The organism is Streptomyces alkaliterrae (assembly GCF_007097205.2).
Taxonomy (GTDB): domain Bacteria; phylum Actinomycetota; class Actinomycetes; order Streptomycetales; family Streptomycetaceae; genus Streptomyces; species Streptomyces alkaliterrae.
In genome coordinates this window covers 1-25,207 of the sequence record NZ_VJYK02000042.1, presented here as the reverse complement: position 1 = coordinate 25,207, position 25,207 = coordinate 1, and the positions used below count along the sequence as shown (strand labels likewise).

General features: G+C 71.0%; 20 protein-coding genes and 1 tRNA gene. 11 read left to right on the top strand and 10 right to left on the bottom strand.

Annotation, left to right across the window (positions count from 1 at the left end):
- Both FNX44_RS06280 and FNX44_RS06275 read left to right on the top strand, forming a co-directional pair.
- A partial coding sequence (locus FNX44_RS06280) for a DEAD/DEAH box helicase (RefSeq protein WP_143646966.1) occupies positions 1-2,144 on the top strand: 2,144 nt, incomplete at its 5' end.
- Positions 2,144-3,499, top strand: coding sequence for an SWIM zinc finger family protein (locus tag FNX44_RS06275; RefSeq protein WP_143646965.1), 1,356 nt, complete (start codon positions 2,144-2,146; stop codon positions 3,497-3,499). The genes FNX44_RS06280 and FNX44_RS06275, both read left to right, overlap by 1 nt.
- Before the next feature lie 6 nt (positions 3,500-3,505).
- Here FNX44_RS06275 and FNX44_RS06270 read toward each other — a convergent pair whose 3' ends face one another.
- Positions 3,506-5,434 carry an acyl-CoA dehydrogenase gene (locus FNX44_RS06270; protein ID WP_143646964.1) on the bottom strand — a complete coding sequence of 643 codons (1,929 nt, stop codon included), beginning with the start codon at positions 5,432-5,434 and terminating at the stop codon, positions 3,506-3,508.
- A gap of 381 nt (positions 5,435-5,815) precedes the next feature.
- Between FNX44_RS06270 and FNX44_RS06265 the strand changes: the two genes are divergently transcribed.
- The 3 genes from FNX44_RS06265 (at position 5,816) to FNX44_RS06255 (ending at position 8,722) form a co-directional block, all read left to right on the top strand.
- On the top strand, positions 5,816-6,511 hold the full coding sequence (locus FNX44_RS06265) for a ScbR family autoregulator-binding transcription factor (protein ID WP_143646963.1): 696 nt from the start codon (positions 5,816-5,818) through the stop codon (positions 6,509-6,511).
- A 107-nt stretch (positions 6,512-6,618) separates the two neighbouring features.
- Positions 6,619-7,866 carry a cytochrome P450 family protein gene (locus tag FNX44_RS06260; protein WP_143646962.1) on the top strand — a complete coding sequence of 416 codons (1,248 nt, stop codon included), beginning with the start codon at positions 6,619-6,621 and terminating at the stop codon, positions 7,864-7,866.
- Positions 7,867-8,137: 271 nt separating this feature from the next.
- The gene (locus FNX44_RS06255) at positions 8,138-8,722 is read left to right on the top strand and encodes a ScbR family autoregulator-binding transcription factor (protein ID WP_143646961.1); all 585 of its coding nucleotides are present in this window, start codon (positions 8,138-8,140) and stop codon (positions 8,720-8,722) included.
- Positions 8,723-8,798: 76 nt separating this feature from the next.
- On the opposite strand, the gene FNX44_RS06250 is transcribed toward FNX44_RS06255, so the two are convergent.
- From FNX44_RS06250 to dnaA, 9 genes are all read right to left on the bottom strand, one after another.
- Positions 8,799-8,875: transfer RNA gene (locus FNX44_RS06250), tRNA-Ile, on the bottom strand.
- A 103-nt stretch (positions 8,876-8,978) separates the two neighbouring features.
- The gene (locus tag FNX44_RS06245; RefSeq protein WP_143646960.1) at positions 8,979-9,581 is read right to left on the bottom strand and encodes a DUF3566 domain-containing protein; all 603 of its coding nucleotides are present in this window, start codon (positions 9,579-9,581) and stop codon (positions 8,979-8,981) included.
- Positions 9,582-9,686: 105 nt separating this feature from the next.
- Complete coding sequence (gene gyrA, locus FNX44_RS06240) at positions 9,687-12,305, bottom strand: DNA gyrase subunit A (RefSeq protein ID WP_143646959.1); 2,619 nt, start codon at positions 12,303-12,305, stop codon at positions 9,687-9,689.
- A gap of 41 nt (positions 12,306-12,346) precedes the next feature.
- Positions 12,347-14,416, bottom strand: coding sequence for a DNA topoisomerase (ATP-hydrolyzing) subunit B (gyrB, locus tag FNX44_RS06235; RefSeq protein WP_143646958.1), 2,070 nt, complete (start codon positions 14,414-14,416; stop codon positions 12,347-12,349).
- A gap of 311 nt (positions 14,417-14,727) precedes the next feature.
- Complete coding sequence (locus FNX44_RS06230) at positions 14,728-15,276, bottom strand: DciA family protein (RefSeq protein ID WP_143646957.1); 549 nt, start codon at positions 15,274-15,276, stop codon at positions 14,728-14,730.
- Complete coding sequence (gene recF / locus FNX44_RS06225) at positions 15,273-16,406, bottom strand: DNA replication/repair protein RecF (protein WP_143646956.1); 1,134 nt, start codon at positions 16,404-16,406, stop codon at positions 15,273-15,275. Before recF ends, FNX44_RS06230 begins: the two co-directional genes overlap by 4 nt.
- A gap of 114 nt (positions 16,407-16,520) precedes the next feature.
- On the bottom strand, positions 16,521-17,399 hold the full coding sequence (gene gnd / locus FNX44_RS06220; protein WP_143646968.1) for a phosphogluconate dehydrogenase (NAD(+)-dependent, decarboxylating): 879 nt from the start codon (positions 17,397-17,399) through the stop codon (positions 16,521-16,523).
- Positions 17,400-17,560: 161 nt separating this feature from the next.
- Positions 17,561-18,691 (bottom strand): DNA polymerase III subunit beta, encoded by a 1,131-nt coding sequence (gene dnaN / locus FNX44_RS06215; RefSeq protein WP_143646955.1) that lies wholly within the window; start codon positions 18,689-18,691, stop codon positions 17,561-17,563.
- Between the two features lie 942 nt (positions 18,692-19,633).
- Positions 19,634-21,547 (bottom strand): chromosomal replication initiator protein DnaA, encoded by a 1,914-nt coding sequence (dnaA, locus tag FNX44_RS06210; RefSeq protein WP_143646954.1) that lies wholly within the window; start codon positions 21,545-21,547, stop codon positions 19,634-19,636.
- 421 nt (positions 21,548-21,968) lie between these two features.
- Between dnaA and rpmH the strand changes: the two genes are divergently transcribed.
- From rpmH to rsmG, 6 genes are read left to right on the top strand one after another with little or no spacing between them, the layout of a single operon-like run.
- The gene (rpmH, locus tag FNX44_RS06205; protein ID WP_003956500.1) at positions 21,969-22,106 is read left to right on the top strand and encodes a 50S ribosomal protein L34; all 138 of its coding nucleotides are present in this window, start codon (positions 21,969-21,971) and stop codon (positions 22,104-22,106) included.
- A 25-nt stretch (positions 22,107-22,131) separates the two neighbouring features.
- Positions 22,132-22,500 carry a ribonuclease P protein component gene (gene rnpA, locus FNX44_RS06200; RefSeq protein ID WP_143646953.1) on the top strand — a complete coding sequence of 123 codons (369 nt, stop codon included), beginning with the start codon at positions 22,132-22,134 and terminating at the stop codon, positions 22,498-22,500.
- A complete protein-coding gene (gene yidD, locus FNX44_RS06195; RefSeq protein ID WP_143646952.1) occupies positions 22,497-22,784 on the top strand; it encodes a membrane protein insertion efficiency factor YidD in 288 nt (95 codons plus the stop codon). Before rnpA ends, yidD begins: the two co-directional genes overlap by 4 nt.
- 3 nt (positions 22,785-22,787) lie before the next feature.
- Positions 22,788-23,858 carry a membrane protein insertase YidC gene (yidC, locus tag FNX44_RS06190; protein ID WP_143646951.1) on the top strand — a complete coding sequence of 357 codons (1,071 nt, stop codon included), beginning with the start codon at positions 22,788-22,790 and terminating at the stop codon, positions 23,856-23,858.
- 14 nt (positions 23,859-23,872) lie between these two features.
- Positions 23,873-24,376: a Jag family protein gene (locus FNX44_RS06185; protein WP_143646950.1), complete on the top strand. Its 504-nt coding sequence runs from the start codon at positions 23,873-23,875 to the stop codon at positions 24,374-24,376.
- Positions 24,373-25,104, top strand: coding sequence for a 16S rRNA (guanine(527)-N(7))-methyltransferase RsmG (gene rsmG / locus FNX44_RS06180; protein ID WP_323369084.1), 732 nt, complete (start codon positions 24,373-24,375; stop codon positions 25,102-25,104). The genes FNX44_RS06185 and rsmG overlap by 4 nt, the downstream gene beginning before the upstream one ends.
- The last annotated feature ends 103 nt before the right edge of the window (positions 25,105-25,207 follow it).

The following is a 25,207-nucleotide window of genomic DNA, read 5'->3' as shown; positions in this document are numbered from 1 at the left end:
GCACGAGCCGCAGTGCGGGCGGGCCGCCCGCACTGCGGCTCGTGCCGCGCGCCCACAGCCTCTCCGACCCGACCCTCGCGCTCGACGCGAACGAGCTGTTCGAGAGCGTCGACCACGCGCTGGGCCCGCGCGCGCAGGCCGACACCGTGCTCGCCGTCCGCCGCGCGGCGGCCGTGTGGCCGCCGCTGGAGCGGCTGCTGCCTGTTCCGGGCACCCTGGAACTGTCCGACCTGGACGTGACCGACCTGCTGACCGGCGCCGCCGGCCGGCTGCGCGCCCACGGCATCGACGTCCTGTGGCCCGCGGAGGTCCGCCGCGCACTGACCGCCCGCGCGGTCGTCGGCGCCGACCTCCCGCCGCCCACCGACCTGCGTTCCTTCTTCGGCGGCGACGGCACCGTCGCGCTGCGCCGCCAGCTCCTCCTCGACGGTGAACCGCTCACCGAGGAGGAGATGGCGACGGTCGCCACCGGCGGCCCGGTCGTCCGGTTGCGGGGCGAGTGGGTGCTGGTCGACGCGGAGTCCGCCCGCACGGCCCGCGACCGCGAGGCGGGCCCGCTCACCGCCATCGAGGCACTTGCCGTCGCGCTGACCGGGTACGCGCGGATCGGCGCCGAGCAGGTGCCGGTCGCCGCCACGGCCTGGCTGCTCGCGCTGCGCGCGCGCCTCGCCGACCCGGACGGCGGCGCCGAACCCGTCCGCCAACCCGCCGCACTCGCCGCCACGTTGCGCGACTACCAGCTGCGCGGCCTGCGCTGGCTGGACCGCATGACCTCGCTGGGCCTCGGCGGCTGCCTCGCCGACGACATGGGTCTGGGCAAGACCGTCCAGCTCATCGCGCTGCACCTGCTGCGCCAGGAGCACAAGGACAGCGCCGGCCCGACCCTCGTCGTCTGCCCGGCCTCGCTGATGGGCAACTGGCAGCGTGAGATCGGCAGATTCGCGCCCGGCACGGCCGTGCGCCGCTTCCACGGCCCCGGCCGCACCCTCGACGGCGCCGACGACGGCTTTGTCCTCACCACGTACGGCACGATGCGGCTCGACGCCGACCAGTTGGCCGGACACCGCTGGAGCATGGTCGTCGCCGACGAGGCCCAGCACGTCAAGAACCCGCGTTCGAGCACCGCGAGGGCGCTGCGGCTGATCCCCGCCGACGCGAAGATCGCGCTGACCGGCACGCCGGTCGAGAACAGCCTCTCCGAGCTCTGGGCGATCCTCGACTGGACGGCGCCTGGACTGCTCGGAGGGTACGGGGAGTTCCGCCGCCGCTGGATGGCGCCCATCGACGCGGAGCGCGCGGGCACCGGGGAGAGCGTGGAGGGGGAGTCCGCTGCGCGCCGCCTGGCCGGCCTCGTACGGCCCTTCCTGCTGCGCCGCCGCAAGTCCGACCCGGGTATCGCGCCCGAGCTGCCGCCCAAGACCGAGACGGACCGCCCGGTCGCGCTCAGCGCCGAGCAGTCGGCACTGTACCGCGCGCAGGTCGCGGACGTGATGGACCGGATCCGGGACAGCGAGGGCATCAACCGCAGCGGTCTTGTCCTGAAGCTGCTCACCGGGCTGAAGCAGATCTGCAACCACCCCGCCCACTTCCTCAAGGAGGACAACGCGGTACTCACGGGCCGCTCGGGCAAACTGGACCTGCTCGACGAACTCCTCGACACGATCATCGCCGAGGACGGCGCCGCGCTGGTGTTCACCCAGTACGTGGCCATGGCGCGGCTGCTGGAGCGCCACCTGCGGGAGCGCGGCATCCCGGCCCGACTGCTGCACGGCGGCACCCCGGTGCCGCGACGCGAGGAGCTGGTGCGGCGCTTCCAGGACGGCGAAGTGCCCGTCTTCCTCCTGTCGTTGAAGGCGGCCGGCACCGGGCTCAACCTCACCCGGGCCGATCACGTCGTGCACTACGACCGCTGGTGGAACCCGGCGGTCGAGGCCCAGGCGACCGACCGCGCCTACCGCATCGGACAGACCAGACCCGTCCAGGTGCACCGGCTGATCGCCGAGGGCACGGTCGAGGACCGCATCGCCGCCCTGCTGGAGTCGAAGAAGGAGCTGGCGGACGCGGTGCTCGGCGCGGGCGAGCAGGCGTTGACGCGGCTGACGAACGACGAGCTGGCCAACCTCGTCGAGCTGAGGAGCATGTGATGGACGAGGCACGGGAGGAGCGCGGCGCACGGGGCTTCCCCGCCTTCGCCGCCCGTCGCGGCGGACGCGCCCGCGGCCGGTCGTTCTGGGCCGGCGCCTGGACCGACGCCGTCGAGGACACCTGGACGGAGGAGGAGCCGCTGAAGAAGGGCCGGTCCCTCGCGCGCACCGGGCGGATCGGCCCGATCACCGTCGGCCCCGGACGGATCTCCGCGGAGATCCACGACGGCGGAGCCACGCACACCGCGGTGGTCACCCTGCGGGAGCTGGACGACCAGGAGTGGGAACTCCTCTGGGAGAAGGCCGCCGACCGGCCCGCCGTGACGGAGGCGCTGCTGGCGGGCGAGCTGCCGGAGGACCTGCTGGAGTCGGTCGAGGACGCCCGGCTGCGGCTGCTGCCGGGCTACGGCGACCTGGAGGCGGACTGCGACTGCGGCGCGCTCGACCACCCCTGCCCGCACGCCGCGGCGCTCTGCTACCAGCTGTCGTGGCTACTCGACTCCGAACCGTCGCTGCTGCTGCTCGTCCGGGGCAGGGAACTCGCCGGGGCGGTGGAGGAGTTGAAGTCCGAACTGCTCCTCCGCGCGATGACAGCCGACGCCGAAGCCGACTCCGACGACGCCGACGCCGAAGCCGACTCCGACGGCGGTGCCGACGGGACCGAGGACGTCCCCGTCGCCGACGGCGGCGGCTCGACGGGCCGGGCCCGCGCCCCGCAGGACGACGTCGCACCGCCCGGCGTCGACCCGGTGGCCGCGTGGGCGGCCCGTGGCGCGTCGCCGCTGCCCGCGCCGCCGCCGCTGCCCGATCGCCCGGCCGGCGCCGACGAGCCCGTCACCGGCATCGAGGCCGACCCCCTGGACCGGCTGGTCACCGACGCGGCCGTGCGGGCCCGCGGCCTGCTCGCGTACGCCCTCGGGCTGACCGCCGAACCCGCGCCGCCGCTCGATCTGTGGCGGGACACGGTCCGCGTCGCCGCCACCCACCCGGACCCGAGGGTGCCCGCGCGGCTGCGCGAGAGCTGCGGCCGACCACCGCACGAGCTGGACCGGGCGGCCGCCGCCTGGCGGACCGGCGGGCCGGCCGGCCTGGACGTGCTGGAGCACACCTGGTCGCCGTCCGCCCAGGAGACCGCCCGCGCGCGGGCGGCGCTCGCCGCGGGCTGGGAGGCGGACGAGCCGCCCGAGTTGGAAGTACGCGACAACCACTGGACCCTCACCCGGCAGGGACTCCAGCTCCGCCTCGGTCGCGACGGCCGCTGGTACCCCTACCGCCGGGAGGCCGACGCGTGGTGGCCCGCCGGACCCCCGCACGCCGACCCCTCCGACGCCCTCATGGACCTCGTCGAAGCCTGAGTCCCCTCACCCGCCGCCGACGAGGCGGTCGAAGTCGTCGATGTAGGAGCTGTTCGCCACCGGCACGGAGGCAAGGAACTCCGCCGGCAGGTCGAACGCGTCGACCAGCGCCGTCATGTGCGGGGCGAGTTCGGCGGTGACGGCGTCGACGGCCGTGGGCAGGGCCCGTACGTGCTGGGCCGTCAGATGGCCGTCCGCGAGCAGGTCGCCGGTGTGTTCGGCGAGTTGGTCCAGCAGGAAGAGCCGGCACAGCCGGTGGAGGAGGGCGCGGGCGGTCGGGTCGACGGCCTGGTCGATCGCGTCGAGGAACGAGTCGGCCGCCTGCAGCTGGGCGTGGGCGGAGACCATGCGCAGCGCGGCGGACGACGCGGCGTTCCAGCGGCCCAGGGTGTTGCCGGCCGGGCCGCGGCGGAGGTCCGCGCGAGCCCGGTTCTGCCACAGCGACTCGACCTCGGCAAGCAGGTCGCGCAGCCAGCGCGGGTCGGTCAGGTCCCGGCCGGTCACGTCCCGGGCGCTGGGGCGGTCGTGCTGCGAAGCGGACGGCTCCGCGCGGTGCTGGAAGAGCATCTCTCCGGCGGCCTTGAGCCAGATGACGAGGTTGTCGCCCTCGGCGGTGATGGCACCTTCGAGGTTGAGCGGGAAGTCGGCCAGGGCGTTCACGGAGAACAGCCCCTGGGCGCCGCAGCGTTCGCGGCACTCGATGGTGATGGCCCGGGCCTGCCAGGTGATCCATCCCTTGGCGACGGCGACAAGGCGCTCGACGGCGTCGCGGTCCGCCGGCTCGTGGCGGGCCCAGCGGGACACCACGCGGCGGTGCAGGAACGTCATGGCGTAGGCGGTCGCCAGGCCGCGCAGCAGTGGGCCGTGGTGGCTGCGGTGGGCGGTGAGCGGGACGCGCTCGCCGGCCTTCGGGCCGCTGATCCGGCGGTGGTGGGCGTGCCGTACGGAGATGGCGAGGGCGGCGCGGGTGACGCCGGTGCCGGCGGCGCTCATACACAGCTTGCCGGCGGTGACCCGGCCGATGGAACGGAGGAACCGCTTGCGCCTGCTGCCCAGGCGGCTGGCGAGCGCGCCGCTCCGGTCCAGGCGTCCGTGCTCGGCCTCGAGCAGGGCCTCGCGCGGCAGCCGCACCTGGTCGAAGGAGGTCAGGCAGTGGTCGACTGGGCTGCCGGTGCGTTCCGGGAGGCAGCGGACGCGGATGCCGGGCAGTGGTCCTGAGGCGCCGCTCAGGGGGGTGAGGAAGAGGAAGACGCCCTGGTCCTCGCCGTCCACGAGCAGTCGGGCGGCCACGAGGGCGGTCTTCGGACCGCCGGTCAGGCTGGTGTTCGGCATGAACTTCTGGGCGCCCGGCGTGGGTGTGTGCAGGATGAACCCGCCGGTCCGGCGGTCGAGTTCGGCCGTGGTCCGCAGGGCTGCCGCGTCGTTGCCGTGGGCGAGTTCGGTGCAGAGAAACGTTCCCGTACGCCGCATCGAGGAGAACTCGGACAGATCGCGCTCGTCGGTTCCGCCGTGGTCGATGAGGCTGCCGAGGAACAGGTTGTAGTGGATGCCCGCCAGGGTGCCCAGCGCGCCGTCGACCACTCCGGCCCACTCGTGCAGGCTGGCCAGTCGGTACGGGTCGTCCGCGAGGTCGACGGCGTGGCCGACGGCGTCGTTGACCTTGCGCAGCCGACTGTAGGAGAGCGCGGTCCGTTGGGCGGCGGTCAGTCCCGGGCGGTAGCGGAACTCCTCGGTGGAGATGAGCCGGCGCCAGGTGCCGTGTATCCGCTCGCGGTCACCGCGGTCGAAGAGCAGATAGGTCAGGTCGCCGGTGGTGGTGTCCGCGGCATCCGAGGTGGGGCTGGTGGGGCTGGTGGCGCTGTTCGGCGGGATGGGTGCGTGCTGGAGGCCCCCTGGGCGAGGGGGGACTTGCTCTTGGAAAGTCAGCAGTGTCATGGCCTCTCCGCGTACGCCGGTCGGAAAAAACACGAAGCGCAGGCGGACAAAGATACGTACCCACCGGTTTTGTTTCAAGCGTTATCCACGGCTTCCGAGTGAGCTGCACCACAGGGCCGGAAGGTGAGCAGAGGGGCGACATGTGTTGATCTTCCGCCTCGACACAGGGACATACCGCCCGCACGGCAACAAGGCCGAAGCCTTGTAAAACCGGCTGGCAGGTTTTATTCTTTCCCCCGTCCACACCCGGCCCGTCGGGGTCTGGTGCTCCCGGCACGTGCCACCAGCGCTCCTGTACCAGCTCCGGAGGTTCCCGCCGCTAAGATACGTACCCGCCGGTTTAGTTCGAGAGGCCGGCTGAGAGCCGTATGGAGGTCAACCATGGCCCGGCAGGAGCGAGCCATCCGGACTCGACAGGCGATCGTCGCGGCTTCCGCCGAGGTGTTCGACGAGGTCGGGTACGAGGCGGCGACCATCTCAGAGATCCTGAAGAGGTCCGGAGTCACCAAGGGCGCCCTCTACTTCCACTTCACCTCGAAGGAGGAGCTGGCCCAGGAGGTACTGGCGAGCCAGCTCCGCGCGGTACCGGAGGTCCGGAAGAGAGAGCTGACCCTGCAACAGGTGATCGACGAGTCCCTGTTGCTGGCGTACCTGCTCAACAGCGGGGACGCCCTCGTACGCGGCAGCATCCGACTCACCGTCGACCAGGGATCGCCGGCCGACGGGCTCGACCGGCGCGTCCCGATGCAGGCCTGGATCGACCACGGCGTGGCGCTCTTCGGCAGGGCGAAGGCGGACGGGGAGCTCCTTCCGCACGTCGACGCGGAGGCCGTCGCCAGGATGTTCGTCGGCGGCTTCACCGGCATCCAGATCCTGTCGAACATCCTCACCGGGCACGCGGACATCGCCGAACGGGTCGCGGACCTGCACCGGAACCTGATGACGGCCATCGCCGTCCCGGGAGTGCTCGTCCGGCTCGACTTCTCCCCCGAACGCGCGGCCAGGGTCTACGAGGAGGCCATGGAGCAGCACCGGGAGCGCGAGCAGGAGGAGGAGGCGGCGGCCGAAACCGCCTGAGCGTCGGCGGGCGGTGATCCATCACGGGGGGTGGGCAGGGGAGGTCGTCCCCTCGTGCGCAAGTGCATTGGAACGTGGTCTCACAGCGAACCGATCGGAGTGCACGGATGGAAACGACTGCTTGCCCGTACGCGCTGGACGCCATGGGGCGGGATCTGGCCGGCGAGGCCGCCATGCTGCGCGGACAGGGGCCCGCGGTGCGGGTGATGCTGCCCGGTGGGGTGGCGGTCTGGGCGGTCACCGCCCACAGGTACGTCAGGCAGCTCGTCGCGGACCCGCGCGTGTCGAAGGACGCCCGGCACTGGCCCGCCTTCGTGGAGGGCCGCATCACCGAGGAGTGGCCGCTCTACTACTGGGTGGCGGCGCAGAACATGCTGTTCGCCTACGGGGAGAGGCACCGCAGGCTCCGCCGCCTGGTGGCGGGAGGTTTCACGATGCGGCGCACCGAGAACCTCCGCCCCCGCATCGAGAAGGTCGTCGGTGAACTGCTCGCCGGACTGGCGTCCCACCCGGCCGGCGAACCGGTCGACCTCCGCGCCTCGTTCGCCAAGCAGCTGCCCATGCGGGTGATATGCGCGCTCTTCGGGGTCCCGGAGAGCCGCACGGACACCCTCTGCGCCGAGGTGGACACCACGTTCGACACCGCGGCGACACCGGCCGAGACCACGGCCGCCCAGATGAAGGTCTTCCAGATGCTGGGCGAACTGGTCGCGCTCAAGCGGGCGGAACCCGGCGACGACCTGACGTCCGCCCTGATCGCGACGCAGGGCCAGGGCGAAGGGCTCACCGAGGAGGAACTGGTGGGCACCCTGAACCTCATGATCGCCGCGGGAATGGAGTCGACCGTCAACCTCATCGGCAACGCCGTCGCCGCACTGCTCTCCGACCCCGGGCAACTGGAGCACGTCCGGGCCGGCCGCGCCGACTGGGACGACGTGGTCGCCGAGACCATGCGGACCCGCAACCCGGCCGCCTACCTGCCTCTCCGCTACGCGCTCGAGGACATCGAGCTCGACGGCGTGCTCATCGCCAAGGGCGACCCGATACTCGTCTCCTTCGCCGCCCCCGGCCTCGACCCCGAGCAGTACGGCGACAACGCCGACGTGTTCGACCTGCTGCGCACCGACCGACGCGAGAACCTGGGCTTCGGGCACGGTGTGCACTACTGCCTGGGCGCGCCGCTGGCCAGACTGGAGGCCACGCTCGCGCTCTCCGCCCTCTTCGAACGCTTCCCCGGCATGGCGCTGGCGGTCCCGGCGGAGACGCTGGAGCCGGTCCGGTCCTTCATCGTCAACGGCTACGTCTCGCTCCCGGTCACCCTGGGCCCGGCCACACCGGGCCCGGCCGCCCGCTGACCCGACGGCGGCCCGCTGACCCGACGGCCGCCCGAAGACACAGGAACTCCGCACCCCGTCCCGGGGGCGCGGAGTTCCTGTGTCTTCCCCGGCGCCCCCAGACCTGTGCAACCGCCGCCCTATAAACCGGCATTGCGGTTTGTTAACCTGGTGTGCCGTGGTCCGCCGCGCCGCGTCGACGGACGGAAAGGCAATGTCGTGCAGATCGTCGACGCCGAGGCCCGACCCCGCCGGGGCCGCGCCGCCGCGTCCCGCGACCAGGAGACAGCCGATGGCCAAGCAAGAGCGTGCGGCTCGCACCCGACAGTCACTGATCCACGCCGCCGCGGAGGTCTTCGCCCGAGAGGGGTTCGCACCGGCGTCCCTCGCGACGATCAGCCGGCGCGCCGGCGTCAGCAACGGCGCCCTGCACTTCCACTTCGAGAACAAGAGGGCGCTCGCCCAGGCGGTGGAGGACGAGGCCGCGAACGTCGTACGCCGTCTCACCGAGGACGTCTCCGCCCGGGGAGGCGGCAGCCTCCGGACGCTGGTGGACACGACGTACGCGCTGATGGCCCGGCTGGCCGACGACGTCGTCCTCCGCGCCGGGTTCGAACTCGGCGGTGACCCGGCGCGCGGCGAGAAGCCCCATCTCAGAGGCGCCTGGCAGCGGTGGGTCGAGGACATGCTGCGCCGCGCCCAACAGGAGGGCGCACTCGCCGAAGGGGTGACGCCCGACGGCGCCGCGCCCGCCATCGTGGCGGCTACCGTGGGCTTCCAGGTGCTCGGCTCCGAGGACGTGGAGTGGCTGCGGGAGGAGCGCATCGGGGACTTCTGGGGTCTCATGCTGCCCAGGCTCGCGCACACCGTCAGATGAGCCCACGGTCAGATGAGCCCGCCGGCGCGAGCACGGAAAGACCCCCGACCGGGACCGGTCGGGGGTCTTTCCGTGCTGGTGGGGCTAACAGGACTTGAACCTGTGGCCTCTTCCTTATCAGGGAAGCGCTCTAACCGTCTGAGCTATAGCCCCGCGCTGCACGGAAAGATTAGCGCACTTCAGGCCAGGTCCCAAATCGCCTTTCGGGTGGCCGGAGGGCGCCGCCGGGCCGGCTCGGAGGCCGGCCCGGCGGGTCTCACTCGTCCTCGGCGAGCGTGAGCTCGACGCCGCCGACAAAGCCGGCGGAGAGGTTGTAGATGAACGCGCCGAGGGTGGCCAGCGCGGTCGCGAGGACGACGTCGATGACGGCGATCAGCCCGGTGAAGGTGAGCACGCGCGGCAGTGACAGGAAGGTCTCCAGGTCGAAGCCGCCGCCGTCGGCGGACTCCGTCGCCTCGCCGAGTATCGTCCCGATCGAGGAGAAGACGCCCATGGCGTCCATCACCATCCACAGGACGGCGACGGCCACGATCGTGCAGATGCCGAGCGCGATGGACAGCAGGAAGCTGACCTTCATCACCGACCACGGGTCGACCTTCGCCACCCGCAGCCGCGCCTTGCGGACCCGGGGGACCGTGCGGGCGCCGGTGCGGGGTCGGCGGACGCCGGCCTGAAGGCCGTCGCCATGGCCGTCCCCGTGGCTGCCCCCGTCGGCGGGCGGGGGCGCGGCGGGCGCGCCCGCCGGGGTGCCGGCCGGCGGGGTGGCCTGCGGCGGCTGCGGGCCGTGTCCGCCGGGTGGGGCCGGGTAGGCCTGCGGCGGGTGGTGCGGCTGTGCCTGCGGTTGCTTGGCACCTGTCATGGTTGCTCCCCCACGGTGGGATCGGCACTGGGGGACGCCCAGCGGAGGAGGGAGCCGCCGGGGGTCGCGCCCCCGGTCGGCTCATCCGGTCTCCGGCTCACGTCCTCAGCCCTCGCTGTCCGTGCTGTCCGTGGCTGTGTTCGCGTCGGTGTCCTGGTCCGGGGTGTCCGCACCGGGCTCCGCCGCATCGACGGCCTCGACTTCCTCGGCCTCTCGGCCCGCCTCGGCGTTGCGGGCGATACCGACCACGGCGTCCCGCTTGCCCAGGTTGATCAACTGGACACCCATCGTGTCACGACCGGTCTCCCGCACCTCGTTGACCCGCGTGCGGATCACTCCACCGCCGAGTGTGATGGCCAGGATCTCGTCGGTCTCCTCGACGACGAGGGCGCCGACCAGCGAGCCGCGGTCCTCGACGATCTTGGCGGCCTTGATGCCCAGGCCGCCGCGGCCCTGGACGCGGTACTCGTCCACGTTGGTGCGCTTGGCGTAGCCGCCGTCGGTGGCGGTGAACACGTACGTGTTCGCCCGGACGACGTTCATCGACAGCAGCTCGTCGCCCTCGCGGAAGCTCATGCCCTTCACCCCGGAGGTGGCGCGGCCCATGGGCCGCAGCGCCTCGTCGGTCGCGGTGAACCGGATCGACTGGGCCTTCTTGCTGATGAGCAGCAGGTCGTCCTCGGCGGAGACGAGTTCCGCGCCGATCAGCTCGTCGTCGCCGCCGTCCTCCGTCTGGCGGAGGTTGATGGCGATGACGCCGCCGGAGCGCGGCGAGTCGTAGTCCTTCAGCGGCGTCTTCTTCACCAGGCCGGACTTCGTGGCCAGCACCAGGTAGGGCATGGCCTCGTAGTCGCGGATGGCGAGGATCTCGGCGATCTGCTCGTCCGGCTGGAACGCCAGCAGGTTCGCCACGTGCTGGCCGCGCGCGTCCCGGCCGGCGTCGGGAAGCTCGTACGCCTTGGCCCGGTAGACGCGGCCCTTGTTGGTGAAGAACAGCAGCCAGTGGTGCGTGGTGGAGACGAAGAAGTGGTCGACGATGTCGTCCTCCTTCAGCTTCGTGCCGCGCACCCCCTTCCCGCCGCGCTTCTGGGCCCGGTAGTCGTCGGTCTTGGTGCGCTTGACGTAGCCGCCGCGGGAGATCGTGACGACGATGTCCTCCTCGGCGATCAGGTCCTCGATGGACATGTCGCCCTCGAAGGGCACCAGCTGGGTGCGGCGGTCGTCGCCGAACCGCTCGACGAGGGCGGCCAGTTCCTCGCTGATGATGCCGCGCTGCCGCACGGGGGAGGCGAGGATCTCGTTGTACTCGGTGATCTTCGCCTGGAGTTCGTCGTGCTCGGCGGTGATCTTCTGGCGCTCCAGCGCGGCGAGCCGCCGCAGCTGCATCTCCAGGATCGCGTTCGCCTGGACCTCGTCGATCTCCAGCAGGCCCATCAGGCCCGACCGCGCCACGTCGACGGTGTCGCTGCGCCGGATCAGCGCGATGACCTCGTCGATCGCGTCGAGCGCCTTCAGCAGACCGCGCAGGATGTGGGCGCGCTCCTCGGCCTTCCGCAGCCGGAAGCGGGTGCGCCGCACGATCACGTCGATCTGGTGGGCGACCCAGTTGCGGATGAAGGCGTCCAGCGACAGCGTGCGCGGCACCCCGTCCACCAGCGCCAGCATGTTCGCGCCGAAGTTCGTCTGCAGGTCGGTGTGCTTGTAGAGGTTGTTGAGCACGACCTTGGCGACGGCGTCCCGCTTGAGGACGATCACCAGCCGCTGGCCGGTGCGCGAGCTGGTCTCGTCGCGCACGTCGGCGATGCCGGCGATGCGGCCGTCCTTCACCAGGTCGGCGATCTTCAGCGCCAGGTTGTCCGGGTTGACCTGGTACGGCAGTTCGGTGACCACCAGGCACTGGCGGCCCTGGATCTCCTCGACCTCCACCACGGCCCGCATGGTGATCGAGCCGCGCCCGGTGCGGTACGCCTCCTCGATGCCCTTGCGGCCCACGACCAGGGCGCCGGTGGGGAAGTCCGGGCCCTTGATGCGGGCGAGCAGCGCGTCCAGCAGCTCCTCGTTGGACGCCTCCGGGTTCTCCAGGTACCACTGGGCGCCGGCGGCGACCTCGCGCAGGTTGTGCGGCGGGATGTTCGTCGCCATGCCGACCGCGATGCCCGCCGAGCCGTTGACCAGCAGGTTCGGGAAGCGGGACGGCAGGACCGTCGGCTCCTGGTTGCGACCGTCGTAGTTGTCCTGGAAGTCGACGGTGTCCTCGTCGATGTCCCGGAGCATCTCCATGGCCAGCGGCGCCATCTTGCACTCGGTGTACCGCATGGCCGCCGCCGGGTCGTTGCCCGGCGAGCCGAAGTTGCCGTTGGAGTCCACCAGCGGCATCCGCATCGACCAGTGCTGCGCCAGGCGGACCAGCGCGTCGTAGATCGAGGAGTCGCCGTGCGGGTGGTAGGTGCCCATCACGTCGCCGACGACGCGGGCGCACTTGTAGAAGCCCTTCTCGGGCCGGTACCCGCCGTCGTACATCGCGTACAGCACCCGGCGGTGCACCGGCTTGAGGCCGTCCCGCACGTCCGGCAGCGCACGCGAGACGATGACGCTCATCGCGTAGTCGAGGTAGGAGCGCTGCATCTCCGTCTCGAGCGTCACCGGCTCGATCCGCATGCCGGCGCCCTCGGCCGGGTCCGGGGCGTCGACGGCCTCGGAGGCGGGGGTGTTCTGGTCGGCCATAGTGTTCGAAGTCCCTTTCTGGAGCGCGGCGGTGGGCCGACTCAGATGTCGAGGAAGCGGACGTCCTTGGCGTTGCGCTGGATGAAGGAGCGCCGCGACTCCACGTCCTCGCCCATCAGGATGGAGAACAGGTCGTCCGCGGCCGCCGCGTCGTCGATGGTCACCTGCCGCAGCACCCGGTGCTCGGCGTCCATCGTCGTGATGCGCAGCTCCTCGGCGTTCATCTCGCCCAGACCCTTGAACCGCTGCACCGAGTCGTCCCTGGTGCGCTTGCCGTTCTCCCGGCCGAGGCGCAGCAGCTGGTCGCGCTCCCGGTCGGAGTAGGCGTACTCGAAGTCGTCCCGACCCCACTTGATCTTGTACAGCGGCGGCTGCGACAGGAAGACGTGCCCGGCCTCCACCAGCGGCCGCATGAAGCGGAACAGCAGCGTCAGCAGCAGGGTGTTGATGTGCTGGCCGTCGACGTCCGCGTCCGCCATAAGAATGATCTTGTGGTAGCGGAGCTTCTCGATGTCGAAGTCCTCGTGGATACCGGTGCCGAACGCCGAGATCAGCGCCTGGACCTCGGTGTTCTGCAGGACCTTGTCGATCCGCGCCTTCTCCACGTTGAGGATCTTGCCGCGGATCGGCAGGATCGCCTGGTACTGCGGGTCGCGGCCGGACTTCGCCGAACCGCCGGCGGAGTCACCCTCGACGATGAAGATCTCGCACTTCGTCGCGTCGTTCGACTGGCAGTCCGACAGCTTGCCCGGCAGCGACGCCGTCTCCAGCAGGCCCTTGCGGCGGGTCAGGTCACGCGCCTTGCGGGCCGCGACCCGGGCCGTCGCCGCCTGGATGCCCTTGCGGATGATGTCCGCGGCCTCCACCGGGTTCCGGTCCAGCCAGTCGGTCAGGTGCTCGTGGACGACCTTCTGCACGAAGGTCTTCGCCTCCGTGTTGCCCAGCTTCGTCTTCGTCTGGCCCTCGAACTGCGGCTCGCCCAGCTTGATCGAGATGATCGCCGTCAGACCCTCGCGGATGTCCTCACCCGTGAGGTTGTCGTCCTTCTCGCGGAGCAGCTTCTTGTCCCGCGCGTAGCGGTTCACCAGGCCGGTCAGCGCCGCCCGGAACCCCTCCTCGTGGGTGCCGCCCTCGTGGGTGTGGATCGTGTTCGCGAAGCTGTACACACCTTCGGTGTACTGGGTGTTCCACTGCATCGCGATCTCGAGGGAGAGCATCCGCTCCTTGTCCTCGGCCTCGATGTCGATGATCGAGGGGTGGACCGGCTCGCCCTTGCGGGAGTTCAGGTGGCGCACGAAGTCGGAGATGCCGCCCTCGTAGTGGTACGTCACCGTGCGGGCCTGGTCCTCGTCGGCCGAACTCGCGGTGTCGGCGCCGGAGGTCTGCTTGGCCGCTTCCCGCTCGTCCGTCAGCGAGATCGTCAGGCCCTTGTTCAGGAACGCCATCTCCTGGAAGCGCCGGGACAGCGTCTCGAACGAGTAGTCCGTCGTCTCGAAGATGTCGCCGTCGGCCCAGAACGTGACCGAGGTGCCCGTCTCGTCCGTCGCCTCGTTGCGGGCGAGCGGCGCCGTCGGCACACCGAGCTTGTAGTCCTGCGTCCAGCGGGAGCCGTCCCGCCTGACCTCGACGGACACCCGCGTCGACAGGGCGTTCACCACGGACACGCCCACACCGTGCAGACCGCCGGAGACGGCGTAGCCGCCGCCGCCGAACTTGCCGCCCGCGTGCAGCACGGTCAGCACGACCTCCACGGCCGGCTTGCCCTCGGACGGCACGATGTCGACCGGGATGCCGCGGCCGTTGTCCACGACCCGCACACCGCCGTCGGCCATCAACGTCACGTCGATGGTGTCCGCGTGGCCCGCCAGCGCCTCGTCGACGGAGTTGTCCACGACCTCGTACACCAGGTGGTGCAGGCCGCGCTCGCCCGTCGACCCGATGTACATGCCGGGCCGCTTGCGGACCGCGTCGAGGCCCTCGAGCACGGTGATCGCGCTGGCGTCGTACGACGACTCCCCCAGTGGCGCGGAAGAGCCGTCGTCGGCGGTGGACGGAAGATTCTCGTTGGGGTTGCCGGAATCGGCCACGAAGCGCCCTTTCTGGCACAGCACAAGCAGCTCCCGACGATCGGGAGCGGCTGCGTCGTTCGACTAGGTCCGCACAAGGCAGGTACCCGCCAGTCTACCGGTATCGCCGGGGTGAATGGGGGTTTGCAGGCGCCTGAGTCCGCATGTGGCGCCCTGAACCGCCGGTTGCCGACTCCCTATATGCGGCCCGGACCTCTGGGACGCTCACAGGGGCGCTCAGCGCTTCGCCCTGTCAACCTCCGGTTACCGTGAGCGGGCTCACGCCGGCCCCTCCCGCACCACCGTTCCCGGACGCCCTCGGAACCCGCCGCGCGGGCCGCCCGATCACCGCCCGATCACCACCGGCGCGGCGCTCTTCCGGAGCCGCCGGGACCGCCCCGGCCGCCGCGGCCGCCGGGGGCCAGCACCTCGATCGCCAGGACCGTGCCGTTCCCCAGTTCCTCGTTCAACCGGCGCACCAGCACCGGCGCCAGTCGCCGCAGCTCCGTCGCCCACGCCGCCGTGTCGCAGCGCACGCGCAGCACCCGGGTCTCCTCGTCGTAACCGTCCGGCTGCCAGTGCTCGGCGTTCTTCGCGCCCACGAGCTCCGGCCAGCGCCCGGCCACCCCGCCGACCGCCATCGGCATCTCCCAGCCGCGCTCGGACTTCAGCCGCTCGATCGCCGCGCCCAGCGGCAGCGGGTCCCGACCGTCACGACGCGCGCCGGAACGCGGCCCGCCGCCGTGCCGCACCTGCTCGCGCTGCCTGCTCAGCTCGCCGCGCTCCCGCGCCCGTTCCTTCGCGGCGAACAGCGCCACCCGGGCCAGGTCGAGGCCGGTCGGCTCCGGCACGGCGGGGCCGCCCGCGGCTCCTGTCCCGCCCGTCGGTTCGGTCCCGCCCGTCACGCCCGCCTCACCTCGCCGTCCGACACCGCGAACCGGGCTCCCGTCAGCGCCGCCGGAACGTCCTCCGACACCGCCGCCGTCACCAGCACCTGCTCACCCGGCTCCACCAACTCCGCCAACCGCTCCCGCCGCCGCGTGTCCAACTCCGCGAACACGTCGTCCAGCACCAGCACCGGCTCCGCCCCCGCGCCCTCCGCGCGCAGCAGGTCGTAGGACGCCAGGCGCAGCGCCAACGCGTACGACCACGACTCGCCGTGGCTCGCGTAGCCCTTCGCCGGGAAGTCCCCCAGGTTCAGCAGCAGATCGTCCCGGTGCGGGCCGACCAGTGTCACCCCGCGCTCGATCTCCTGCCGCCGCGCCTCGCCCAGCAGCCCGGCGAGACGTTCCGCCAGCTCCTCCCGGCCCGCCGCCGCCAGCTCCGGCTCGCCGAGCCCCCGGTACACGAGCCGCACCGGGCCGCCGCCCGGCGCCAACGCCTCGTACGCCTTGTCCACCAGCGGCGTCAGCACCGACACCAGGTCGAGGCGCTGGGCCAGCAGCTCCGCGCCCACCCGCGACAGATGCTGGTCCCACACGTCCAACGTCGACAGGTCCATCGAGCGGCCGCCGTGCCGCCGGGCCATCGCGGCCGACTTCAGCAGCGTGTTCCGCTGCTTGAGCACCCGCTCGTAGTCCGCCCGCACCCCCGCCATCCGGGGCGAACGCGCGGTCACCAGCTCGTCCAGGAACCGTCGGCGCTCCCCCGGATCGCCCTTCACCAGACTCAGGTCCTCCGGCGCGAACAGCACCGAGCGCACGATGCCCAGCACGTCCCGCGGGCGCACCTGGGAGGAGCGGTTGATCCGGGCACGGTTCGCCCGGCCCGGGTTCAGCTCCAGCTCGACCAGCTGCCGGCGCTCGCCCTCCCGCACTGCCGCCCGCACCACCGCGCGGTCCGCCCCGCGACGAACCAGCGGCGCATCCGAGGAGACCCGGTGGCTGGCCAGGTTCGCCAGATAGCCGACCGCCTCGACGAGGTTCGTCTTGCCCTGGCCGTTCGGCCCGACGAAGGCCGTCACTCCCGGACCCAGCTCCACCTCGGCCCGGGAGTACGAGCGGAAGTCGGCGAGGGACAGATGCGTCAGATGCATGGCGTGCGCGTTGTCCTCCCGCGCCCCGCGGGGCGCCTCACCACCGGTCGGCCGCCACGGCGACCGGCCGACCACTTCCTGCTCTCGTTCCTGCTCTCGTTCCTGCCCTCGCGGCTACTTCCGGCTCTCGACCGCGTGACCGCCGAACTGGTTGCGCAGCGCGGCGATCATCTTCATCTGCGGCGAGTCCTCCTGGCGGGACGCGAACCGGGCGAACAGCGATGCCGTGATCGCCGGCAGCGGTACGGCGTTGTCGATCGCCGCCTCCACCGTCCAGCGTCCCTCACCGGAGTCCTGAGCGAAGCCGCGCAGCCCGTCCAGGTGCTCGTCGTCGTCCAGCGCCCGCACGGCCAGGTCCAGCAGCCAGGAGCGGATGACCGTGCCTTCCTGCCAGGACCGGAAGACCTCCCGGACGTCCGTGACGGAGTCCACGGCCTCCAGCAGCTCCCAGCCCTCGGCGAACGCCTGCATCATCGCGTACTCGATGCCGTTGTGGACCATCTTCGCGAAGTGGCCGGCGCCCACCTTGCCGGCGTGGACGGCGCCGAAGTCGCCCTCCGGCTTCAGCGCGTCGAAGACCGGCTGGACCTTCGCCACGTCCTCGGCGTCGCCGCCGTACATCAGCGCGTAACCGTTCTCCAGGCCCCACACGCCGCCGGAGACGCCGCAGTCCACAAAGCCGATGCCGCGCGCCGCCAGCTCCTCGGCGTGCTTCTCGTCGTCCGTCCAGCGGGAGTTACCACCGTCGACCACCACGTCGCCCGGGGACAGCAGCTCGGCCAGCTCGTCGATGGTCGACTGGGTCGCGGCACCGGCCGGGACCATCACCCACACCACACGCGGCCCGCTCAGCGTGTCCACAAGCTCCTTGAGGCTGTGGACATCGGCGAGGTCCGGGTTGCGGTCGTATCCGACGACGGTGTGGCCGGCGCGGCGGATCCGCTCGCGCATGTTGCCGCCCATCTTGCCGAGACCGATGAGACCGAGCTCCATCAGCGGGCCTTTCCTGGTGATCATGGCGTGCCTGACCTGCGCGCCTGGTGGTGCCTGACGGGACGAGCCTACGCCCGCCCCGCCGCGCACATCCGTGGGCTCAGCCGCTCATCGGAGGGCGGCGGTGAGGGCCGGGCCCGCGGGCTCAGCCGCTCAGCCGCTCAGCCGCTCAGCCGCACCGGCATGATCAGGTACTTGTAGGCGTTGTCCGCCTCGGCGTCGAGCGCCGGCTTGCCGCCGAGCAGCGCCGGCTTCGTGGACGTCGTGAAGGACAGCTGCGCGACGGGGGAGTCGATCGCGCTCAGACCCTCCAGCAGGAAGCCGGGGTTGAAGGCGATCGAGATGTCGTCGCCGTCCAGCTTCGCGTCCACCCGCTCCACAGCCTGTGCGTCGTCGGACGAGCCGGCCTCCAGGATCAGCACACCCTGCTCGAAGCTCAGCCGCACCGGGGTGTTCCGCTCGGCGACCAGCGCCACACGCTTCACGGCCTCCACGAACGGCGCCGTCTCGATCACCGCGACCGAGTTGAACTCGGTGGGGAACAGCGTCCGGTACTTCGGGAGGTCGCCCTCCAGCAGCCGCGTCGTCGTACGGCGGCCGGCGCCCTCGAAGCCGATCAGGCCCTCACCGGCACCAGAGCCGGACAGGGCGAGCGAGACGTGCTCGCCGCCGCTGAGCGACTTCGCCGTGTCCAGCAGCGTCTTCGCCGGCACCAGGGCCACGGCGGAGACGTCCGGGGACTCCGGCTTCCACAGGAACTCGCGGACCGCGAAGCGGTAGCGGTCGGTGGAGGCGAGGGTGACCGTGTCGCCCTCGATCTCGATGCGCACACCCGTCAGCACCGGCAGCGTGTCGTCGCGCCCGGCGGCGATGGCCACCTGGCTGACGGCGGCCGCGAACACCTCGCCCGGGACCGTGCCCGTCGCGGTCGGCATCTCCGGCAGCGCCGGGTACTCCTCCACAGGGAGTGTGTGCAGCGTGAACCGCGACGATCCACAGACGACCGTCACCCGTACACCGTCTGTGGAGATCTCCACCGGACGGTTCGGCAGCGCCCGGCTGATGTCGGCGAGCAGCTTGCCGGAGACGAGGACCGTGCCCTCCTCCTCGACGTCCGCCTCGATCGACACCCGCGCCGAGACCTCGTAGTCGAAGCCGGAGAGGCTCAGCACGCCTTCCTCCGCCTTCAGCAGCAGCCCCGCGAGCACCGGCACCGGCGGCCGGGCGGGGAGGCTCTTGGCGGCCCATGCCACCGCCTCCGCCAGGACGTCACGCTCTACCCGGATCTTCACCTTCAGCCGCCTCCTGCTGTTGCTGGTTGCCGGTACCAGTCTGACGCACGCCGCTGACACCCGTTGCTGCTCGGGGTCAAATCGACGAATCGCGGTCCGGCGGCCTCGGCGGCGAGTTGTGCACAGCCCCTGCTTCGAAACGACTCGCGAGCTCTCTCTACTTGGTCTTAGTAGTAGGGCCTGTGGAAACGGTGGATAACTCCGTGTTCCCAGGTCAGAGCCGAGATTTTATCCACCGCCCCTGTGTACGGACCGGTGGATGAACAGGGGGTGGCTGTGGATGGAGTGAAGTTGTGCACAGGCCGTCCACAGGGAGGGCCCACTTGCCCACAGCTCTGTCCCCAGATTTACCCAGGTTCTCAACAGGCCAACCCGGCAACTTCGTGTGACGCGGTTCACTCGAAAGTGTTGTTTGGCCCTCTACCTTGCCGAACAGTGGACAGCGCTGTGGAGAACCTGTGGGTAAGTGCCCGATCCCTGTGGGTGAGCGGTGGACAACGGAGGACGGAAGTTGACGGCCCCTCAGCCGTCCACATCCTGTGGAAAACTGTAATCCACATCTCCACAGGCCGGTGACCTGCGCTGACGGTATCCCAACAGGCCTACCTGTGGAGGGAGTCTGGATAACTCGGGAGTCCCCAGGGTGTGGACGGCGCTTCGTCGGGTTACCTGTGGAAAACAGGGTGATCCGTCTGTGGATTCGAACAACGCGCGGCGCCCGTCCCCAGCCGCCGAACGGCTGTGGAGGGCGGAACAGGTGCGATGAGCGGCCCTGGGGGAAGCGCGACGAGGACGCGGAAGGGCTGCGACGAGGTCGCGGAAGGGCTGCGACGAGGTCGCGGAAGGCCCCGGTGGCGGGGCGTGTGCGGGGAGGCGTACGCGACGGCGCTGACACGTCGGCGGGGCCTCGGGGCGGCCACCCCGACGCCCCGCTCCGGCCGCTCAGCCGTTCTTGATGCGGTTGGTGAGCTCGGTCACCTGGTTGTAGATGGACCGGCGCTCGGCCATCAGCGCCCGGATCTTCCGGTCCGCGTGCATCACCGTCGTGTGGTCCCGACCGCCGAACTGGCCGCCGATCTTCGGCAGCGACAGGTCGGTCAGCTCACGGCACAGGTACATCGCGATCTGCCGCGCGGTGACCAGCACCCGGCTGCGTGAGGAACCGCACAGATCGTCCACCGTGAGACCGAAGTAGTCCGCGGTGGCCGCCATGATCGCCGGTGCGGTGATCTCCGGGGAGGCGTCCTCCCCACCCGGGATGAGGTCCTTCAGGACCGTCTCGGTGAGCCCGAGGTCCACCGGCGAGCGGTTGAGGTTCGCGTAGGCGGTCACCCGGATCAGGGCGCCCTCCAGCTCCCGGATGTTGCGGGAGATCCGTGAGGCGATGAACTCCAGCACCTCCGGCGGGGCGTTCAGCTGCTCCTGGACGGCCTTCTTGCGCAGGATCGCGATCCGGGTCTCCAGCTCGGGCGGCTGGACGTCGGTGATCAGCCCCCACTCGAAGCGGTTGCGGAGACGATCCTCCAGGGTGATCAGCTGCTTCGGCGGCCGGTCGCTGGAGAGCACGATCTGCTTGTTGGCGTTGTGCAGCGTGTTGAACGTGTGGAAGAACTCCTCCTGCGTCGACTCCTTGCTCGCCAGGAACTGGATGTCGTCGACCAGCAGGATGTCCATGTCCCGGTAGCGCTTGCGGAACGCGTCCGCCTTGCCGTCCCGGATCGAGTTGATGAACTCGTTGGTGAACTCCTCCGAGCTCACGTAGCGCACCCGGGTGCCCGGGTAGAGGCTGCGCGCGTAGTGCCCGATCGCGTGCAGCAGGTGTGTCTTCCCAAGGCCGGACTCGCCGTAGATGAACAGCGGGTTGTACGCCTTGGCGGGCGCCTCCGCCACGGCGACGGCGGCCGCGTGCGCGAACCGGTTCGAGGCCCCGATCACAAAGGTGTCGAAGAGGTACTTCGGGTTGAGACGGGCGGTCGGCTCGCCCGGCCCGGTGGCCGGTGCCGGCTGGGCCGCGAGCGGGCCCGGCGCGCCACTGGGCGCGGAGGCCTGCTCCTCGTAGCGCCCCGCGCCGCCGGGCCGCGACTCGTACCCGCCGCCGGTGCTGCCGCCTGGGCCGCCGGGGCCGGTCGGTCCGCCGGGGCCGGTCGGGCCGCTGCCGGGTAGCGGGGGCTGGGAGGCGCCGGAACGGCCTGTGGCGGTGCCGCCGCCGCGTCCGGAGCGGCCGCCGTCGTACCCCTCGTAGCCGCCGTTGTTGTCGTAGCCGGGAGTGTCGTACGCGCTCTCGTAGCCGTCGAGCGTGCCGTACGAACCGTTGTCGTAGCCGCCGGGGGACGGCGTCTGCGGCGGGTACGGGTCCCGGTCGCGGTCCCGCTGTGCCCCCCAGGCGCCCGCCTCCTCGCGGCGCGGCGGCCAGCCGCCCCCGCCCTGCTCGTGCCGGGGCTGGTCGTGCCGGGGCTGCGGCGCGTGCGGGTACTCCGGGTACGCGGGGCGTGCGGCCGGCAGTTCACGTTGCTGCTCGTCGTGGCCCGCGCGGTCCTCGGACGGGTGCTGGGCGCGCGGCTCGGGAATCGGGGCGGCCGGGGCCGGCGTCGGATCGGTGACGGTGATCGCCAGCCGGATCTGCTGCTGGCACTCCCGGCTGAGGGTGTCGGTGATCAGCGGCGCGAGCCGCCCCTCGAGGACGCCCTTGGCGTACTCGTTCGGCACCCCGAGCAGCGCGGTGCCGGAGACGAGCACCAGCGGCTGGCAGTCGCGGAGCCAGCGCTGGTCCTTCGGTTCCACTCCCTGCGACTCGTCGAGGAGTTGTTCCAGCACGCGCGGCCATACTGCGGCAAGATCAGCAGGCAGGTCGGCCACAGCGCACGCTCTCTCACTCGGACACTTCTGGATAAAAAGTGGTGTTCGGGATGGCAGGGAGGAATCGGTCCCCGTCACGGTAGTGCGCCGTGCGGCGGCGCCTCAAGTTGTTGTCCACAGGGTGTGGGTAAATGTGTCACGCCCCACCGGTTCCGTGTGCCACCGGGGCTGCCGCGAGTCGCCGAGGCCCCCGGATTGGCCGGGCGAGGGTCCCGGTTTGACCGGATGGCGCCGCCGCGCGTACCGTGTCGAGGTCGAGTTGTCGATGGCTGCTGCCGCCTGCCTCCGATGGGCAAAGATCCACAGGGATCGGGAAGCGGTGCACTCGGGCGTTGCGAGCTACTCGTGGGCGCACGGTGACAGCCAGTCGGCGCCCCACAGTCGTCTCGTATGAGACACAAGTCATTACTGGAGCCCCCGAGTGAGCAAGCGCACCTTCCAGCCGAACAACCGCCGCCGCGCGAAGACCCACGGCTTCCGGCTGCGCATGCGTACCCGCGCCGGTCGCGCCATCCTGGCGAGCCGTCGCAGCAAGGGTCGCGCCCGCCTGTCGGCCTGATCAGCCCGACCCGCAGGTCCATGACGTGCTGCCCACCGAGAACCGGCTGAGGCGGCGGGAGGACTTCGCGGCCGCGGTACGGCGAGGACGAAGGGCCGGACGGCCCCTACTCGTCGTCCATCTACGCAGCGGAACGGACCCGCACGCGCTCGGGGAGGATGCTCCCCCGGCACGTGCGGGTTTCGTCGTGAGCAAGGCAACGGGAAACGCGGTGGTCCGTAACCGTGTGAAGCGGCGTCTTCGCCATCTGATACGCGACCGGCTCTCCGCGCTGGCCCCGGGTAGCCTGGTGGTGGTGCGGGCGCTGCCCGGCGCGGGCGAGGCCGACCACACAGAGCTGGCCCGGGATCTCGACGCCGCGTTGCAGCGGCTGCTTGGAGGGCCGCCACCGTGAAGTATCCGCTGCTGTGGTTGATCAAGTTGTACCAGTGGACCATCAGCCCGCTGCTGGGCCCGGTCTGCCGGTACTACCCGTCGTGCTCGCACTATGGCTATCAGGCGATCGACCGGCATGGAGCGGTGAAGGGGACGGCACTGACAGCCTGGCGCATCCTGCGCTGCAACCCGTGGTCGCCGGGTGGCGTCGATCACGTACCCGCCCGGAAGCACCCGGTCTGGCACCAGCGACTGCGTAGCCGCTGGCAGCATCGGACCCAGTCCAACGCCCAAGGAGCCTGATTCGTGGACACGATCCTCGGTCCCCTCTATACAGCAGTTTCCTGGATCATCGTCCAGTTCCACTCGCTGCTCAGCCTGGTCTTCGACCCGGACAGCGGTTGGGCCTGGGGTCTGTCCATCGTGTTCCTGGTGGTCGTGATCCGAATCGCCCTGATCCCGCTCTTCGTGAAGCAGATCAAGGCGACCAGGAACATGCAGGCGCTCCAGCCGCGGATGAAGGCGATCCAGGAGCGCTACAAGAGCGACAAGCAGCGCCAGTCCGAAGAGATGATGAAGCTGTACAAGGAGACGGGCACCAACCCGCTCTCCAGCTGCCTTCCCATCCTGGCGCAGTCGCCGTTCTTCATCGCGCTCTTCCAGGTGCTCAACAAGATCGCCCAGAACCAGCCAGTTGGCGTGCTGGATCAGTCCCAGGTCGAGAGCGCCCGGATGGCGCACGTCTTCGGCGCGCCGATCGCCGCGAAGTTCATGGACAACGCGGACAAGGTCGCCAGCCTCCAGGCCTCCCTCACGGACGTCCGGGTCGTCACCGTCATCATGATCGTCCTGATGTCGCTGTCGCAGTTCTACACGCAGCGCCAGCTGATGACCAAGAACGTCGACCTCACGGTCAAGACGCCGTTCATGCAGCAGCAGAAGATGCTGATGTACATCTTCCCGGTGATCTTCGCCGTCTTCGGCATCAACTTCCCCGTCGGCGTCCTGGTCTACTGGCTCACCACCAACGTGTGGACGCTCGGCCAGCAGATGTACATCATCAAGCGCAACCCCACGCCGGGCTCCCTCGCCTTCAAGGCGCGTCAGGAGAAGCTGCGGGCCAAGGGCAAGCTCAAGGAGGACCCGGCCGAGGTCGAGGCCCGGGAGGCCGTCGAGCGCGCCCGTGCCGCCCGTACCCAGCCGAAGCGCCAGCCGAAGGCCAAGCGCCAGACGCCCACCACCAAGCAGCCCGGAGGCAAGCAGCCCGGTGGTAAGCAGCCCGCGCAGCCGGGCGGCTCGAAGCCGGAGTCCTCGCCGCAGGCGAAGCGTCCGCAGCAGGGCAAGAAGAAGTCGCAGTCCGCCAAGAGCAAGAAGTGAGCAAAGGAGCATCGGTGACCGACACCACCGAGGCCGCTGAAGGCACCGACACCCTGACCCGCCTCGAGCAGGAGGGCGAGATCGCGGCCGACTACCTGGAGGGTCTGCTGGACATCGCGGACCTCGACGGGGACATCGACATGGACGTCGAGGGCGAGCGGGCCTCCGTCTCGATCATCAGCGACGCCGGTACCCGCGACCTCCAGAAGCTGGTCGGCCGGGACGGCGAGGTGCTGGAGGCTCTTCAGGAGCTGACCCGTCTGGCCGTGCACCGGGAGACCGGCGACCGCAGCCGCCTGATGCTCGACATCGCCGGTTTCCGGGCGCGCAAGCGCGAGGAGCTGAGCGAGCTGGGCGCCAAGGCGGCCAAGGACGCCAAGGACGGCGGCGAGCCGGTGAAGCTCAAGCCCATGACGCCCTTCGAGCGGAAGGTCGTGCACGACGCCGTCGCGGCGGCCGGACTCCGGAGTGAGTCCGAGGGCGAGGAGCCGAACCGCTGCGTGGTCGTCCTGCCGTGACCGGGGACGGTGGGCTGCCGGCGCGGCAGGAGGTTCCGCCCGCGCCGGAGGTTGCGCGCGAGGTTTTCGGCGACTATTTCCCGGCGTCGCTGAGATACGCGGAACTACTCGCCGAGGCCGGTGTCCGACGCGGCCTCATCGGCCCGCGTGAGGTACCCCGGCTGTGGGGACGGCACCTGCTGAACTGCGCCGTCCTCTCCGAGGTGGTGCCTGAGGGCGTGACCGTGTGCGACGTCGGTTCCGGCGCCGGCCTGCCCGGCATCCCGCTGGCACTGGCCCGGCCCGACCTGCGCATCACGCTGCTCGAACCGCTGCTGCGCCGGACGACCTTCCTCCAGGAGGTCGTGGAGCTGCTGGGCCTGGACCACGTGACCGTGGTGCGCGGCCGCGCCGAGGAGGTGCTGGGCACGCTCCCGCCGGTCCACGTGGTGACGGCCCGCGCGGTGGCGCCGCTCGACCGCCTCGCCGGCTGGGGCGTGCCGCTGCTCCGCCCCTACGGCGAGATGCTCGCCCTCAAGGGCGACACCGCCGAGGAGGAGCTGAAGGCCGCCAAGTCGGCCCTCCAGAAGCTCGGCGTGGTGGAGACATCCGTCCTTCAGGTCGGCCACGACGTGGTCGACCCGCCGTCCACGGTCGTACGGGCAGAGGTCGGCGAGAGCCCCGGCGGCGTCCGCTTCGCCGCCAAGCGCGCCAAGGCGGCCCGCGCCACCCGCCGCCGCAACCGCTGACCCACCACCCCGACGCCCGGACCCCGAAGGCTCCCAGCCCGAAGGTCCGGGCGTTTGGCGTTGTCACGTTGACATGCCGTGTGGTGTCGGCTGGGGCCTCGGG

Bases quoted from the DNA above. Each gene is read 5' to 3' on its own strand.
- FNX44_RS06275 (WP_143646965.1), top strand. From the start codon at position 2,144: ATGGACGAGGCACGGGAGGAGCGCGGCGCACGGGGCTTCCCCGCCTTC.
- FNX44_RS06270 (WP_143646964.1), bottom strand. From the start codon at position 5,434: ATGACACTGCTGACTTTCCAAGAGCAAGTCCCCCCTCGCCCAGGGGGC.
- FNX44_RS06265 (WP_143646963.1), top strand. From the start codon at position 5,816: ATGGCCCGGCAGGAGCGAGCCATCCGGACTCGACAGGCGATCGTCGCG.
- FNX44_RS06260 (WP_143646962.1), top strand. From the start codon at position 6,619: ATGGAAACGACTGCTTGCCCGTACGCGCTGGACGCCATGGGGCGGGAT.
- FNX44_RS06255 (WP_143646961.1), top strand. From the start codon at position 8,138: ATGGCCAAGCAAGAGCGTGCGGCTCGCACCCGACAGTCACTGATCCAC.
- FNX44_RS06245 (WP_143646960.1), bottom strand. From the start codon at position 9,581: ATGACAGGTGCCAAGCAACCGCAGGCACAGCCGCACCACCCGCCGCAG.
- gyrA (WP_143646959.1), bottom strand. From the start codon at position 12,305: ATGGCCGACCAGAACACCCCCGCCTCCGAGGCCGTCGACGCCCCGGAC.
- recF (WP_143646956.1), bottom strand. From the start codon at position 16,406: ATGCATCTGACGCATCTGTCCCTCGCCGACTTCCGCTCGTACTCCCGG.
- gnd (WP_143646968.1), bottom strand. From the start codon at position 17,399: ATGGAGCTCGGTCTCATCGGTCTCGGCAAGATGGGCGGCAACATGCGC.